Source organism: Microcystis sp. M144S2, from assembly GCF_020246065.1.
In the GTDB taxonomy this organism is placed as follows: Bacteria; Cyanobacteriota; Cyanobacteriia; order Cyanobacteriales; family Microcystaceae; genus Microcystis; species Microcystis ichthyoblabe_A.
The window spans coordinates 151,467-166,449 of sequence record NZ_JADBTR010000011.1; the positions used below are offsets into that span (position 1 = coordinate 151,467).

Sequence of the window (14,983 nt, forward strand, 5' to 3'; positions counted from 1 at the left end):
ACTTTTTTTTACACAAAATGGGTATTGTCTGTTACAATTTTTACTAGAGAGACAAATGCAGTTCAGGCGCTTGGGAACGCAAGAACTATATTTCCTCGGATTACAACAACAAACAACAGCAAACCAGTGGTAGCAGCCGATAGTCGGGGGAAAAACAGAAAAAACCGACTATTTAGGTGATATTAAAGCGACCACTGGTATTTTATCTTGACCTAACCAGTTCTGTAACTCCGTGATCTTCCCCGTCTCACATTTTGTAGTCGTGCAAAATTAATTTCCATCCCGTTCACAATCATCTTAGGGGTTGGCAAGGGAGGAAGTCTAACCTAGAAATTATCGAAGTGATCGATAATTGGGTTATACCATTTCTCTAAATGAAAACTACACATCGAATTTAAGTCACCCTTTTTAAGGGGGATTTAGGGGGATTAAACTTCTGTAGTCAGACTTTGGAGAATTGGTATTAGTCCTCTTTTGGGGATTCGCTTCCAGTTATCCCCAGAAGATTGTCAGATTTATCAACCGAATGGCGAGGGATTTTTGACTTTTGTAGAGTTAGGAAAGAAACTCAAGCAAGTGCAAAAACGGGCAGAAACTGCTGAATAACGAGGGCAAATGCTAGAGGCAAAATTGCGAGCCTTGGGGGTAGAATTAGATTAAATTAACCTAGTTTCTGGAGCGGACAAGGCAGCTTTTTCGTCAAGCACAAAGACACAAAGTTATACTACAGCTTTTCTCTCACCATTAAGATAACTGCTATAATGTATTCGCTAACTCTAAGTGGTCGAACAAAATTAAAGTTAACCGTGAGGCAAGGGAATAGATCAGAGGCAATAGTCAAGGCTCTCAGCTTTATTAATGTTTCTTAATACAAACGTATTTGTTGAGAGGGTTTCCGAGCAAATATGAAGTGTAAACTGATTAGGCATCGTCCGTAATTCCTGATGCTGACTGGGGATAACTGCCATGGGTTCTACTACTTAGAAAAAAATTATCAAGTTTGTATTGATCACTCAAGGAGAAATTTTTATGGAAATATCTCGCCCTAATCAAGTAGAGTTAACCGCAGAAGAACAACAGGAACTAGAAAAGTTGCGGGCTATTATCGAACAGGCTAGTGTTGATGGCGTGATCACTCAAGGGGAAAGGGAAAGAATCGCCCTAGCTATGAGGTCTGATGGTAAAGTAACCCTGGAAGAATTAGAGTTAGTCAGAACTTTAATTACCGAAAAAGTGAGCAAAGGGGAATTAGATCTTGATTATCTTTAAACTCTGAAAAATCAGATCAAAAAAAGACGGGGTGAAAACCCCGTCCTATTTGTTAAGAATTATGACAAATCTTTGACTTGTGATACTAATTGTGCTACCACATCTTGAGCGCTACCGAAGAGCATAAAGGTTTTGGGATTGTAGAATAATTCGTTTTCTACCCCGGCAAAACCCGATCGCATACTGCGCTTAATCACGATCGTGTGCTGTGCCTTATCCACGTCGAGAATCGGCATTCCATAAATCGGACTAGCTTTATCGTGACGGGCAGCGGGGTTAACCACATCATTCGCCCCAATAATTAACGCCACATCGACGCGCTCAAACTCAGGATTAATATCATCCATATCGTAGAGCTGCGGATAGGGAACATTAGCTTCGGCCAGTAGTACATTCATGTGTCCGGGCATTCTTCCCGCCACGGGGTGAATAGCATATTTAACCTCAACGCCATTTTTTTCCAACTGTTCAGCCAATTCTCGCACTGCGTGTTGTGCTTGGGCCACTGCCATGCCGTAACCTGGTACAATCACCACAGAACGCGCATAACCGAGCATCATAGCCCCTTCTTCTGAATCAATAGCATGAACCGATTTATCAAGGCTAGAAGTGGCGCTCGCTTCGCCTCCGGCACTAGCACCTGTACCAAATGCCCCAAATAGTACACTAGCCAGGGATCTATTCATGGCTTTACACATGATCTGAGTCAGGATAATCCCCGACGCACCCACCAAAGCACCGGCGATGATCAGCATACTATTCATCAGGATAAAACCGACCACGCTGGCGGCAAGTCCCGAAAAAGAGTTTAAGAGGGAGATAACCACGGGCATATCGCCGCCGCCGATGGGAAGCACGAATAAAGCCCCGAAAATTAAGGAAAGTGCCACCAAGGTCAGGAAAACATCGATCGAGGTGGGATCAAAAAAGAGATAGACACTACCCCCTAAAAAGGTGAGTAGCAAGAGAATGTTAAAGGGCTGTTGGAAAGGAAAAGTTACGGGTGCGCCACTGATTAATTCCTGTAATTTGGCAAAAGCGAGGACACTACCGGTAAAAGTGACACCGCCGATCAATATACCCAAAATAGCGATCAGTATCGAGTCAAAGGCAATATTTTCACCACTTTGCAGTAAACGCCAGTATTCGCCCATGGCAATTAAAGCACTGGCAGCACCGCCTAAACCGTTAAAAATCGCCACCATTTGGGGCATAGCTGTCATCGGGACTTTTTGCGCCGAAACCAAGCCGATAATTGAGCCAATCACCAACGCCACGGCGATTAAACCATAGCTGAGGATTTCTTGATTGATTAAGGTGGCAATAATGGCGATTAGCATCCCGATCGCAGCCAGAAAATTGCCTTGACGGGCGGTAGCGGGGGAAGATAATTGTTTAAGACCGATGATAAATAAAATGGCGGCAAGTAGATAGGATAACTCGATCCCTGTGATAAGGGCATTATTCATGATTTAGCCTCTTTTTTCTTGAACATTTGCAGCATTCGATCGGTAACGACAAAACCACCGACCACGTTAACCATCGCCAAAATAACGGCAATTAACCCTAAAATTACGGTTAATTCGTGCCAATCCGTGCCTCCGGCGATGAGGAGCGCACCAACAACGGCGATACCTGAAATTGCATTCGCTCCCGACATCAGGGGTGTATGGAGAGTGGGAGGAACTTTATTGATCACCTCGAAACCGACAAAGGAAGCGAGGACAAATACCACTAAAGCGGTTAAAAGTTGGGCAGTCATTGGTTAAAGAAATAGGGGATAGGGTGTGGGGTGTGGGGTGTGGGGTGTGGGCTTCGGCCGTGAGCTCAGCGTTCGACCGAGCTCACGCCGAGGTCCGAACGGGTGTGGGGTGTGGGGTGTGGGGAGAATAAAGCTGCCTTCTGCCTTCTGCCTTCTGCCTTTTGCCTTTTGCCTTTTGCCTCCTGAATCCTGATAGCTAAAAAGCGGATAACTGTTCACTGAGGGCGGATTTAATGCGTTGGTTGCGGATTTCGCCGGCGTGGGTGACACAGGCACTATCAATGATGTCATCGGCAAAATCGAGGTTTAAACTGCCGTCTTTGCTGACTAGAAGTTGTAGCAGCATTTGCAGGTTTTTGGCGTACATCTGGCTGGCATTGGTGGCCACTGTGGCAGGAAGATTAACGGCTCCGACGATTTTTACCCCATTTTCGATGATTTCTCGTCCCGGTTGGGTGTAGGCGCAATTTCCGCCCTGTTCCGCCGCTAAATCAACGATTACCGACCCCGGTTTCATGGTGGCGATCATTTCTTTGGTGACTAGCAGCGGAGCCTGTTTCCCCGGTACTTGGGCCGTGGTGATCACCACATCAGCCCGCTTAATTGGTTCGGTTAGGGCTTGACAAATGCGCTCCTGTGTGCTAAGAGAAACCTCTTTGGCGTAACCGTTATCGGCGACGGTATCTTCTTCTAGGGGCATTTCAATAAATTTCGCCCCGACACTCTGCACTTCTTCTTTGACTTGCGGACGAATATCAAAAGCCTCCACCACTGCCCCCAAACGGCGGGCGGTAGCGCAAGCTTGCAATCCGGCAACTCCTGCCCCCAATACCAGCACTTTGGCAGGGGCGATCGTCCCGGCGGCGGTAGTCATCATCGGGAACATTTTCGGCAGCTCAACGGCGGCGAGGAGTACCGCTTTGTAACCGGCGAGGTTAGCCTGAGAGGAGAGGGCATCCATACTCTGGGCGCGACTACTGCGGGGAATTAATTCCATGCTCAAAGCTGTAATCCCGCGCTCGGCTAATTTGGCAATGCGCCGGGGTTGCCGCAGGGGATCGAGAAAGCCGATGAGGATACCACCATTTTTCAGGCGATCGATCTCGCTATCGCTAGGAGGGACGACTTTGAGAATAATATCAGCAGTTTCATAGATATATTCGCTGTTTTCGCTCAGGGCGGCTCCCACGGCACTATAGGCACTATCGGCAAAGTTAGCGCTAATTCCCGCCCCATTTTGGACAATTACCTCAAATCCCGCCTTGACTAAACGGGCGACGGTATCCGGCACTAGCGCCACCCGCGCCTCGCCTTGGTCACTTTCTTTGATTACGCCGATTTTCATGGCTGGGTTTCTCCTTAATAAGTCCTTCTCTTGTCTTATGCTGTTGGGGTAAGGGTTTCGTTAAATGCGATCGATCCCTTGGGATAATTTCGAGTCAAAATTGCTTTTCACTTCCATCCTAGCTATCCTCACCTTTCTGGCTCTTTTTCGGGCTGAATCTTAGGATTATCTTCAGAATTAAAGGGTTTTGAGTGGCATTGTTTGGGAATTTTTTTTACAATGATGAGGTACGAAGTTTTCGTTCTGGGGAACGCCGAAATGGTTAACATTAGACAGTCTTCGGTCTTAGATACCAGATTAGGCTATACTTCATATTGATGAGAAGGGCTGTAATACGTCTCGACAATCTCAAAGTTTTACATTTCTTTTAACTTCGATCGCAATTCCGCTAATTCTGCATCCACTACCGAATCCCTGACGGTAGGTGGATAGGCAGTTTTACCCAGTAACATTTGTGCTTTTAGCAGTGCTAATTCATCATCCACATCGCTACTCGCTTCTAGCGTGAATTGATGTTCGATGCCGATGTCAACCAATTCACCGTCAGCTTGACTACTGGATTCTAACTTTTTGCTTCCATGCGCTCAAAAGCTGAAGGGTAAATAGTATCTATACTGCCGATACTTTTTTCGTTAATCTTTCTTTCTAAAATTGGCAATTTTTCTTTCAGTTTATCAACTTGGATATTCAGTTTTTCCAGTTGATTTTTAATAATATTTGCGGTATTAATGTGATGTTTTTTCTTTATATTAGCTTCTTGTGCCAGAGACTTATCACCTTTATCTAGAGCGAGTTTAACTATTTCTTGCCATTTTAAAACCTCAGCTTGTGCCTGGTTGTACTGTTGTTCGGCTCTTTTTTGTAAGGCAATTACTTCGATAATTGAGGAACGTAAATTAGATAAATCATCCCGCCTAATAGTGATGGTTAATTATGACTAGCAATTAATATTCCCTATCTCAACAACAAAATTAATAAATAGAGACGTACCGTAGATAGTACGTCTCGACGCTCTCAAAGTTTTACAGTTCTTTTAACTTCGATCGCAATTCCTCTAATTCTGCATCCACTACCGAATCCCTGACGGTGGTTGCTTGGGGTAAAGTGGGTTGACTAGAAGTTGTGCTGGGGGGTAATGCTCCGCCAGGCATTTGTGCTTTCAGCATTGCTAATTCATCCTCCACATCGCTACCCGCTTCTAGTGCAGCGAATTGATGTTCGATGCCAATGCCCTCCAATTCACCGTAAGCTTGACTACTGGCTTCTAACTCGATAACTTTTGCTTCCATGCGCTCAAAAGCACCCACGGAACTACTGGTATTGATACTGCCGAGGGTTTTTTGGAGTTCTTCGTTAGCTTTTGCGGCTCTGGAGCGAGCTACTAACATATTTTTCTTGGTTTTTGCCTCAGAAATCTTACTTTCGAGCGCGATCAAGTTTTTTCTCAGACTATCTACCTGTACCGTTTGCTGATCCAGTTGATTTTTGAGAATGGCGGCGGTTTCCGTGCAATCTTTCTTGCGTTTAAGAGCTTCCCTGGCGAGATTTTCATCCCCTTTAGCAAGGGCTAATTTGGCTCTTTGTTCCCATTTATTGGCTTCTGACTGGTCTTTGCTGTATTTTTGTTCCGTTTGTCGTTGTTCGGCGATCGCTCTAGCGACCGCTTGACGTACCTGTACTAGATCCTCTTGCATCTCACTGACAGCTTGCTCCAGCATTTTTTCTGGATCTTCAGCCTTGCTCACCATATCATTGAGGTTAGCTCGGACAACTCGGCTAAGGCGATCGAATAAACCCATGACGCTCTTGTTCCTCTCGGTGTGTACTAAATCAGTTAACTGTTCTTAAAACTTCCTATCTTGCCTAACGGCTTATTCTCTAATATAAACCACGAGAGCTAGGATAGGCGATAGGAGTTAGGAGTCAAGAGACAGGAGACAGACTTCGGCGTGAGCTTTTGTCGAACGCTTTTTTCTCCCCACACCCCACACCCTACACCCGTTCGGACCTCGGCGTGAGCTCGGTCGAACGCTGAGCTCACGGCCGAAGCCCACACCCCACACCCTACACCCTACACCCCACATCACCCATCCAACTTTTCTTGTTTTAACTTGAGTAATTCCGCTTCAATTTGTTTTTGTCCCTCCAAATCTTGGAATTGTCGCTCTAAGGGGTCTTTATACTGGATTAAATCGGCTTGGGATTCGGCTTCTAAGACTTTTGCTTCTAATTTCTCGAAAATAGTCCCCATCTGACTGCTGTTCAAACTGCCCATAATTTCTTGGGCTTTTTGACTGGCACTCGCTGATCGCAATCTGGCCACATAAAGGCTTTTCTGTGCTTTCATCTCAGCATATTTGCGTTCAATTGTCAAGAGTTCTTTCTTTAACTTTTGTATAATAGCCGTCTGTTGTTGCAGGGAGGTTTGTAGGGGGGCGATCTGACTTTGATAGGTTTGCCATTGGCTGAGAGCTTGGCGGGCGAGTTCTTCGTTACCGTGATGTAGGGCTAATTGGGCGCGTTCGTGCCAAGTTTGGGCCGCTTTTTCCTGTTGTTGTCGTTGGCGCTCGGTGCGTTTCTGGGTAGCGACAGCTGCCGCCAGGGCTTGTCGCATTTGGATCAATTCCCCTTCCATCTCCAAGATCGCCTTTTCCAGCAGTTTTTCTGGATCTTGATTTTCCTGAATCAGACTATTGACTTGGGCGCGAATTGCTTGGCCCATGCGATCTAACAAACCCATTGCCGTCCTCCCGATACCAACCCTAGTAGTTTACCGAAGTGCCGCTCCTATCAATAATGATAGAACTAGGGACGGGGGACTGGGGGGGATCGGCTGTTTCTGAAGGTGCCAGACTACTGGGAGAAGGGGCTACTTGTAATTCTGGCGGTAACTGTTTCATTAACTCCGCCGCATCCTGTCGGTTTTGATCGGCCAGACGACGGGCTTTTTCCCGTTGAAAAAAGGGTAAATTAGCGGGTGATTCTTCCCTTTGGCGCAATTCCTCTAACATTCGTTCGTTAATGATCGCAGTCGAAGGGGCGGGGGTGACTTGGGGCGGTGGTGGCGGTGGTGCCGAAACTAGGGAAGATACGGGCGGGGTAGCGGGATCCGGGGGGGCGACGGGTAAAGATTGCTTGATCTTACTGACGGGCAATTGATGGGCCGGCATCAGGGAGGGCGGCGGATTCGGGGGTAAGAGGGCGTTAGTCAGATTTCTAGCTCTGGGGGGACTCTGAACCACTGGTGGGGCGGGAATGTTAGTTATCGGGCTAGTTTTAACGGGAGGAGCGGGAATATTAGCGATCGGACTGGTTTGAGGAGTTTTCTGTACTGGACGAGCGATCGCTATCAATCGATCGAGGTGGCGGGAGTTATTTTGGTGCGGCTCGCGGGGGGAATTCTCAGCTTTCCTCGGCGTGGGGGTGGTGCTGGTTAACCATTGATTGAGACTAAGGAGACTATTAGCAATCAAAAAGATCACCATTGCCCGGATACCCCAAGGGGTAAAAAAGACATCTTTAGCTGGGGGATAGACGTTAATGACAGAAGCTTCTAGGTATTCTGGTTCCTGAGCGGGATCGATGGCTGAACTGGGTTGATGGACGATCGAGAGAGGCAAATCTTGGGAGGATGGGGATCGATCGGATTTCATGAGGGTATTAAAGGTTATGCTAAAAAGTTAGGGGTTTTTTTCGTCCTAGTCTAACGTGGTACTCTCTAGATTTTCCAGATGTCTTTACATTCTCTTGACAAGATTTTGGCGGCTATCACTCAACAGGCGGGTTGGGAAGAATATCGCCACTATGAGCAAGTGCTGCAATTATGGCCAAAAATTATTAATCCCCGTCTGCTGGAGCAAACCCGGCCTTTTTCCCTCAATCGCGGGGTTTTATCGGTGGCCACCAGTAGCGCCGCTTTAGCACAGGAATTGTCTTTACAACGCTATGGCTTATTAAAACGGCTTAATAGTCAGTTAGAGACTCCCTTGGGCGATATCCGCTTTTCTGCTGCCCGTTGGCAGCAAGATAGTCAGTTAATTCCCCCAGAAGCGATCGCGCCTAATTCCCTCAGAGATCATCCTAGTTATGTCACCCCAGAAAAACCGCCAGAAAATCCCCAGCAACCGGACGGTTTAGAGAGTTGGAGCCAGAAAATAGTTCACAGAACCCGATCTTGGCCGATTTGTCCTCGTTGTCAGTCTCCCAGTCCCTCCGGAGAGCTTGAGCGTTGGCAATGTTGTGCTTTTTGTTTTGCCCAGTCGGGCGGGGTAAAAGATTCAATTTTTTTATAGTATTGTGGAAAGAGTGGTTTTGAGTCGGGAATCAATAGGCCTATCTTTTCTGTCTTAATTGAACCTGTATTCATCAATTCTATTCGGCTAAGGCTTGATCCCCGTTCTGTTATTGCTGATACTAGACCCAATAACCTCGGCCACAACTGAGTTTAACTCCTCTGTTTTGAGACAGTGCTGCTTTTTGCAAAGTAACTATTAAAAGATTCTAAAAACAAAATTTTTTTTGGGGATCACTAAAAACTATATGGCATATCAGTTCTAGCTGTGGTAGTCAGGAAAATCCCCTTGGCACAGGGTAGGACAATATTACACAGAGCGAAAAGAGAGTCATCCCTTGAGTTCCCTATAATCATCTTCCTTTTAAAGCCAAACCATGCAAGCCGCAAACTTTCTTACTTCTTCCTGTCGATACTGCCGATACTATCAAACCCAAGGTCGGCGCGGTGGCACTTGTCAACAACTAGATGTTCCCGTCGAAGCTCATTGGAAAGCCTGCGCTCTAGCGATGCCTCCTTTTAGTAATGAATGGCAACAACTCAATCGGGTGGTTAGTTTAGAACAGTCTCTAGAATTAACCTGTACAGTGTCGCCAACTCCCGTGGTGGTTTCCCCTAGTCGTCATGCTCCCCGACAACCGACGGCAGTTTAGAAGATCCGGGGCCTAAACAGGAGCAAAAAATTGGCGTTGTCCATTAAAAATATGAATTCACCCTCCCACATCTTTTAGAGTGCTATTTTTGAGATAATAGAGCAGTTAATTGCCAAAATAAAGCTAGGAAAGGCGAGAGGCAGGAGTCAGGAGATGATTCTCCCCATCTCCCTCCGCAAGGCACACGAAGTGGGTCTCCCGACTACCATCTCTCCAATTTATAATTCATAATTCATAATTCCCACTTCCCAATAATTAATGTCGCCAGAATGCCCCTGATGACTTCTCATCGTCCCTTAAAAATTGGTATAGTTGGCACAGGGTTCGCCGCTCAACGTCGTGCTGAAAGCTTGCAAGCCGATGATCGCGCCCAGCTTCTGTATTTTAGTGGTAATAGTCCCGAATCGATCGCTAATTTCTCGCAAAAGTACCAAATTTCTGCCCTAGATTCGGCAGTAAGCCTGGCCAGCCATCCCGATCTCGATCTGATTGTCATTGCCAACGTTAATCAGGCCCATGCCTCGATCGCCCGTACTGCCTTAAAATCTGGCAAGCACGTTATCGTCGAGTATCCTCTGGCTTTTCACCCGGCAGCGGCAGCAGAATTAATCACCTTAGCCGAAACCGAGAACAAATTACTGCACGTCGAACATATTGAACTTTTGGGGGGACTGCATCAAACCCAACAGCAGTATTTAGCCAGCCTCGGCAATATCCACCTAGCCCGTTATACCACGATCGTCCCCGGCAGACCAGCACTCCGGCGCTGGACATTTCATCGGGATTTATTCGGTTTTCCTTTGATCGCTGCCCTTTCTCGTATCCATCGCTTTACTAATTTATTTGGGGAAGTGGAGTCCGTATCCTGTCATTGTCGTTATTGGAATGCTCCAGAATCCGATTATTTTCTAGCCTGTTTGTGTGAGGCGCAGTTATTATTTAAAAATGGCTTAATTGCTGAAGTTACCTACGGCAAAGGCGAAGTTTTTTGGCAAAATGAGCGAACTTTCACTATTCATGGGGAGGGGGGCAGCTTAATTTTTGAAGGGGAAAAAGGGCAGTTAATTAATAGTGAAGGTAGCCAAGCTTTAGAAGTGGAAACCCGTCGCGGTCTTTTTGCCAAAGATACCGCAATGGTGCTAGATTATCTGTTCGATCGGGTTCATCTCTATGTTACTCCCCAAGCCAGTCTTTATGCCCTAGAAGTGGCATACGCTGCCTATCAATCTTCCTTGTCGGGAAAAACAGTTTTTCTCGGGGCTAATTAAACCGAATTAGACTTTTTGAATTAACTTTCTGCCTAGTAAACCCTGGGGACGAACTAACAACATAATAAAGAGAATAGCAAAAGCGATCGCCTCTCGATAACCGGAATATTCTGCGGGAACAAAAGCTTCGGCAATACCCAATAATAAACCACCGATTACTGCTCCGGGGATACTTCCCAATCCCCCTAAAACGATCACTCCTAAACCTTTTAATCCGAAAGCAATACCGAAATAGGGGCCAGCGATACTAACACTAGAACCGACTAAAGTTCCTGCTAAACCTGCCAAGGCACCACTAATAAAAAAGGTAATCACGATAAATTTTTCGGGATTGATCCCCAACAAACTGGCCGTGGTGACATCTTCAGCTACCGCTTGTAAAGCTTTGCCCATTTTGGTGAAATTAACCCAATAAGTTAGCAAAGCCACCATAACTGCTGAAACCAGAAAAATAATAATCTGAATTGTGCGAATTGCCACGGGGCGATCAGCTGTACCAAAATTAATTGCGGGGGGAAGATTGCCATAAATACTATCGGGAAAAGTATAAATTTCTGCCCCGAATAAGTATTGAATGACATTGACAATCACCACGGCTGCCCCTAGGCTAGAAACCAGAGTTAAGAGAGAATCGGAACCCCGTACCCGGAGGGGTTTAAAGGCCAATCTTTCCAGAAGAACCGAGGTGAAACCTGAAAGGATACAGCCTAGCAAGAGTGCCAAAAAAAAGGGCAGGGAAAAGGGTAATTTGGCATTAGCTAATAAACCATTAAAACCGAAAACTCCCCCCGCTAGAGCGTAGGTAAAATAGGCACCGAGGGTAAAAATTGCGCCATGGGCAAAATTGATAATTCCTAGAATGGAAAAAATCAAAGTGTAACCGAGGGCAAAAATAGCATAGACACTACCGATCGATAAACCGTTTAAAACCTGTTGAAAAATTGTTACTAGATCCATAGTCGGGGTTAGCTAGGGTAACTTTTGATTATAACTGACGGTCGCCACCACATCCGGTAAAGGACGCTGCAGTTTATATAACCAGAATAAACCGAAAAGACCGACAGCGATCGCTCCTAAACTAATTATTTGCGCCATTTTCAAAAGCCCAAACATTAAACTATCGGTGCGTAGTCCCTCGATCCAGAATCTACCTAGACTGTAGGCGATAAAATAGACTAGGGTAAGGGTGCCAATTTTTAATTTACTAGGGTGTTTTAACCCCCAGAAAAATAGATAGATAAGTAGGGCAAAAACTGCTAGATTCCAGAGAGATTCGTAGAGAAAGGTGGGGTGAAAATAATCGACGGTGATATATTTTAAAGGACGACTAGCCGGAGGAATAAACAACCGCCAGGGTAAATTAGTCGGACTGCCAAAAGCTTCCGAATTAAAAAAGTTACCCCAACGTCCGATCGCTTGACCGAGAATAACTGAAGGTGCCACCAGATCGAGTAATTGCCAAAGAGAAACCCGATTAATGCGAGCAAAGATTAGGGCCGCCAGCAAACCCCCGATAATTGCCCCGTGAATGGCGATACCTCCCTTCCAAATGGCGATAATATCAGCAGGATTTTGCGCGTATTCTTGCCACTGAAAGAGAACATAGTACAGACGGGCTGCAGGTATGGCCCCCACTACTAACCAAATGGCCAAATCAGCGATTAGATCGGGATCGATCGCTCTTTTTTGGGCGAGGTACTGGGAGAGGGTGACACCCAATAATACCGCCATAGCGATGAGAAATCCATACCAGCGCACCGAAATTGGTCCGATCTCCCAGAGGACGGGGCCGGGAGACTGAAAGACAAAACCTAAGAGCATAAAATTATTAAGAATAAAAAATTTTATCTTTCCTATAGTATCTTATGCTATGATAGGGTAGGGTGACATATTTGCGGATGTGGCGGAATTGGTAGACGCGCTAGATTTAGGTTCTAGTATCTTTTCGATGTGTGGGTTCGAGTCCCTCCATCCGCATTAACCTTCGGGTCGATGAGGTGTAACCTGATTTGGTATTGACGACCGACGACCCAAAAGGGGAAACTTGTTAATTTCCATTTTTGAGACTCCGGTTCAGATTTATTTTTTCAGCTGACTTCTTACCCAATTCCGAAATGCTTTTACTAACTCTAGGTAATCTGTCTGGCCAGCTTGTTGTAAAAATATAGCAATTTCTAAGATGGGTAAATTAGGAAAAAACTGACTGGTTGGGGAGGTGATATAAGTGCCATTTTGTAATTGTTGGATAACCAGAGATTCCCCATTATAAACCCAAACCTCTGCCACGCCTAGATCTGCATAAACCTGAAGGCGATTTTGAGAACTGCTGGTGACATCAATTTCTATGACTAAATCCGGTGCCGGGTCTTCATTTAAGTCCAGTCGCTTTTTTCCCCGAACCGCCTCAATATTATCAATGTAAAAACATTCATCCGGTTCTGCACCGCTTAATTGAGGGCGTTTAAAGGTGGTAGAACCGAGGGGATAAATCGAGACTGCTGATTCTTCAGCCATTGTCTCAACAAATCGCCCCGCCACTTTCTTGAATCTTTCGTGTCCGGTCGAAGGAGCCATGATTTCTAAATTGCCACGATTGTAGGTCAGCCGGAGACGGCGATTGCTCATTTCTGCGAGCAGCGTTTCATAGGTTTTCCAGCTAATCCCGGACAGGTGAAGTATTTCAGCCGGTGGTGCGAGCAGTGTTACAGTCATAGATTCAAGCAAAAATCCCCTGCTTCCATTTTAGGATAGTGATCAATATAGCGCGCCTCTCGTTTTGGCCGATCACTTATGGGGCAAAACTCATCTTAAAATAGAGGAGGAAAAACTACGGGTCTCAACTTAGTTGGTGTTTAAAGTTCAAGGTTTTATAGTTTTTGACAGCCCTAAGCATTAATAATCATTGCACCAGTGAGATGATCCCGACGAAACGCCTGTGGACTTGGGATGATGTAGCCACATAATATATATGTGCAAGCGTTAGAATCTCTTGCCTAGGTTTCGGAAACGTTGTCAGAGAAATAATTATCCACAAATTGACTGATTTCCCTTTGAAATTTCTCTGATGAAAAAAGAGACTTTTGATGGGAGAGGGACATTAAAAGCTCTTCCTGTTTCTTTTCATTACTAATTACTGCAATAATCTTTTCTACTGCTTCTTCCATACTGTTAAATTGCAATTCTGTATTGTGCTTACCGACGATTTCAGTTTGACCTCCTATTTTCTGTACAAAGGGAATGATATCTGCTCTCACCATTTCGGCTACGGAGATACCAAACTGGTCTTTCTTGGGATGGATACCATACCTACATTTGTACAGTATATTACAATAATCTGCATAGGGAAGATCCTTATACAGTTGAATCCAGTCGGAATTTTCAGCTACCAATTGTTCAATATAGTGTTGATACTTTTTATTAAAAGCTCCCCCAGCGCCCCCAGTTATATGGAGTTTGATGGAAAATCCTCTCTCCCGCACTGCTTTTAAGACTTTAATGCCGAAATCTGTACTTTTATCTACTGTTAACCTACCGCTAATTACAAAAGCATTCTCTTTTTGCTCCCGAGCAATATCCTTAACAGGAATCACCACTGGAGGATAGATAACGGTACTATCAAGCCCGTAAACTTCCTTGACTGCTTTGGCTACATCAAAAGAGTTAGAAATAGATAGATTCTTTTTGAGGTTATCTACAGAAAAATTGGAGATATTTAGGTAGGGCATATTCTGGTGTATTTTACCACCTTCAAGGACTTTAACCCAATGGATATATTGGATTCCTGGTACGCCTAGATCGGCCGCATTACAAGCTGATAGCACCAAGGAATAATTTTTGGCTCTTTCTTTTAAATAACGCAGGCTTAAATGAATGGATATCTGACGAAAATGAGGATTATTACTGATGAGAAACTCTGAGATGCCTTGCCAACTTTTTGGTAATACGGAAACAACGTTAACTTCCTTGGGACTGAGGGATGTTTCATACAACTTATTTAGCTTTTCCCAGTCTGGATAGTAAAAGGTGAAAAGAGTTAAGTCATATTTTTCTTTTAAGGCTTCTAGTATCCAGAGAGCCACAGCTTCAGCACCTCCTCCCATAAAATAGGGCATATAGACTCCAATAGTTTTTTTCAGCATTTTTTAACCACCAATATACGAAAGAGTTGTTTTAACAATTGCTTGGCTCTCTTGTTTATCCTGTACTCGACAAAATAGATTCTGTCCCTACCGTCCCGGTTTTCGTCCTGATTTAGGAGCATTCATGGTTGCGGCTAATAGGTATCATATAGAACGATTGGGGTTGCTGAATGAAGGTATGAATGCCAACTGTGCATCGTATCCAAAAGTTAGTTTGGGTCTAGGTTTTAAAAATCCCACAAGAGAAGATTCATAT

The 14,983-nt window shown here is 45.1% G+C and carries 16 protein-coding genes and 1 tRNA gene; 5 read left to right on the plus strand and 12 right to left on the minus strand.

Annotated features, from left to right (window positions below):
• Positions 1–1,029 precede the first annotated feature (1,029 nt).
• A complete protein-coding gene (locus IM462_RS02170) occupies positions 1,030–1,269 on the plus strand; it encodes a hypothetical protein (RefSeq protein ID WP_287700418.1) in 240 nt (79 codons plus the stop codon).
• A 59-nt stretch (positions 1,270–1,328) separates the two neighbouring features.
• On the opposite strand, the gene IM462_RS02175 is transcribed toward IM462_RS02170, so the two are convergent.
• From IM462_RS02175 to IM462_RS02210, 8 genes are all read right to left on the minus strand, one after another.
• The gene (locus IM462_RS02175) at positions 1,329–2,738 is read right to left on the minus strand and encodes an NAD(P)(+) transhydrogenase (Re/Si-specific) subunit beta (RefSeq protein WP_002801273.1); all 1,410 of its coding nucleotides are present in this window, start codon (positions 2,736–2,738) and stop codon (positions 1,329–1,331) included.
• The gene (locus tag IM462_RS02180; protein ID WP_002733247.1) at positions 2,735–3,031 is read right to left on the minus strand and encodes an NAD(P) transhydrogenase subunit alpha part 2; all 297 of its coding nucleotides are present in this window, start codon (positions 3,029–3,031) and stop codon (positions 2,735–2,737) included. The genes IM462_RS02175 and IM462_RS02180 overlap by 4 nt, the downstream gene beginning before the upstream one ends.
• 196 nt (positions 3,032–3,227) lie before the next feature.
• Positions 3,228–4,376 (minus strand): Re/Si-specific NAD(P)(+) transhydrogenase subunit alpha, encoded by a 1,149-nt coding sequence (locus IM462_RS02185; RefSeq protein WP_287700420.1) that lies wholly within the window; start codon positions 4,374–4,376, stop codon positions 3,228–3,230.
• A gap of 356 nt (positions 4,377–4,732) precedes the next feature.
• Complete coding sequence (locus IM462_RS02190) at positions 4,733–4,912, minus strand: hypothetical protein (protein WP_287700422.1); 180 nt, start codon at positions 4,910–4,912, stop codon at positions 4,733–4,735.
• Between the two features lie 26 nt (positions 4,913–4,938).
• The gene (locus IM462_RS02195; protein ID WP_353737343.1) at positions 4,939–5,301 is read right to left on the minus strand and encodes a PspA/IM30 family protein; all 363 of its coding nucleotides are present in this window, start codon (positions 5,299–5,301) and stop codon (positions 4,939–4,941) included.
• A 97-nt stretch (positions 5,302–5,398) separates the two neighbouring features.
• A complete protein-coding gene (locus IM462_RS02200) occupies positions 5,399–6,175 on the minus strand; it encodes a PspA/IM30 family protein (protein WP_002794189.1) in 777 nt (258 codons plus the stop codon).
• A 284-nt stretch (positions 6,176–6,459) separates the two neighbouring features.
• The gene (locus IM462_RS02205) at positions 6,460–7,116 is read right to left on the minus strand and encodes a PspA/IM30 family protein (RefSeq protein WP_287714783.1); all 657 of its coding nucleotides are present in this window, start codon (positions 7,114–7,116) and stop codon (positions 6,460–6,462) included.
• Positions 7,117–7,138: 22 nt separating this feature from the next.
• A complete protein-coding gene (locus IM462_RS02210; protein WP_287700427.1) occupies positions 7,139–8,029 on the minus strand; it encodes a hypothetical protein in 891 nt (296 codons plus the stop codon).
• 78 nt (positions 8,030–8,107) lie between these two features.
• Here IM462_RS02210 and IM462_RS02215 point away from each other — a divergent pair, with 78 nt between their 5' ends.
• The 3 genes from IM462_RS02215 (at position 8,108) to IM462_RS02225 (ending at position 10,588) form a co-directional block, all read left to right on the plus strand.
• Positions 8,108–8,668, plus strand: a complete 561-nt coding sequence (locus IM462_RS02215) for a DciA family protein (RefSeq protein WP_287700429.1) — start codon at positions 8,108–8,110, stop codon at positions 8,666–8,668.
• A 376-nt stretch (positions 8,669–9,044) separates the two neighbouring features.
• Complete coding sequence (locus IM462_RS02220; RefSeq protein ID WP_287700431.1) at positions 9,045–9,320, plus strand: hypothetical protein; 276 nt, start codon at positions 9,045–9,047, stop codon at positions 9,318–9,320.
• Between the two features lie 269 nt (positions 9,321–9,589).
• Positions 9,590–10,588: a Gfo/Idh/MocA family protein gene (locus IM462_RS02225; protein WP_287700433.1), complete on the plus strand. Its 999-nt coding sequence runs from the start codon at positions 9,590–9,592 to the stop codon at positions 10,586–10,588.
• A gap of 6 nt (positions 10,589–10,594) precedes the next feature.
• Here IM462_RS02225 and IM462_RS02230 read toward each other — a convergent pair whose 3' ends face one another.
• Together IM462_RS02230 and lgt are read right to left on the minus strand one after the other, a co-directional pair.
• Positions 10,595–11,545, minus strand: coding sequence for a branched-chain amino acid ABC transporter permease (locus tag IM462_RS02230; protein ID WP_287700435.1), 951 nt, complete (start codon positions 11,543–11,545; stop codon positions 10,595–10,597).
• 12 nt (positions 11,546–11,557) lie between these two features.
• Positions 11,558–12,409 carry a prolipoprotein diacylglyceryl transferase gene (lgt, locus tag IM462_RS02235; RefSeq protein WP_287700437.1) on the minus strand — a complete coding sequence of 284 codons (852 nt, stop codon included), beginning with the start codon at positions 12,407–12,409 and terminating at the stop codon, positions 11,558–11,560.
• Positions 12,410–12,482: 73 nt separating this feature from the next.
• On the opposite strand from lgt, the gene IM462_RS02240 reads away from it, so the two are divergent.
• Positions 12,483–12,565 (plus strand) — tRNA-Leu (locus IM462_RS02240).
• Between the two features lie 102 nt (positions 12,566–12,667).
• Here the strand turns inward: IM462_RS02240 and IM462_RS02245 are convergent.
• Together IM462_RS02245 and IM462_RS02250 are read right to left on the minus strand one after the other, a co-directional pair.
• Positions 12,668–13,300 carry a Uma2 family endonuclease gene (locus IM462_RS02245; RefSeq protein WP_287700439.1) on the minus strand — a complete coding sequence of 211 codons (633 nt, stop codon included), beginning with the start codon at positions 13,298–13,300 and terminating at the stop codon, positions 12,668–12,670.
• A gap of 281 nt (positions 13,301–13,581) precedes the next feature.
• Positions 13,582–14,727, minus strand: coding sequence for a glycosyltransferase (locus tag IM462_RS02250; RefSeq protein WP_287700441.1), 1,146 nt, complete (start codon positions 14,725–14,727; stop codon positions 13,582–13,584).
• Positions 14,728–14,983 lie beyond the last annotated feature (256 nt).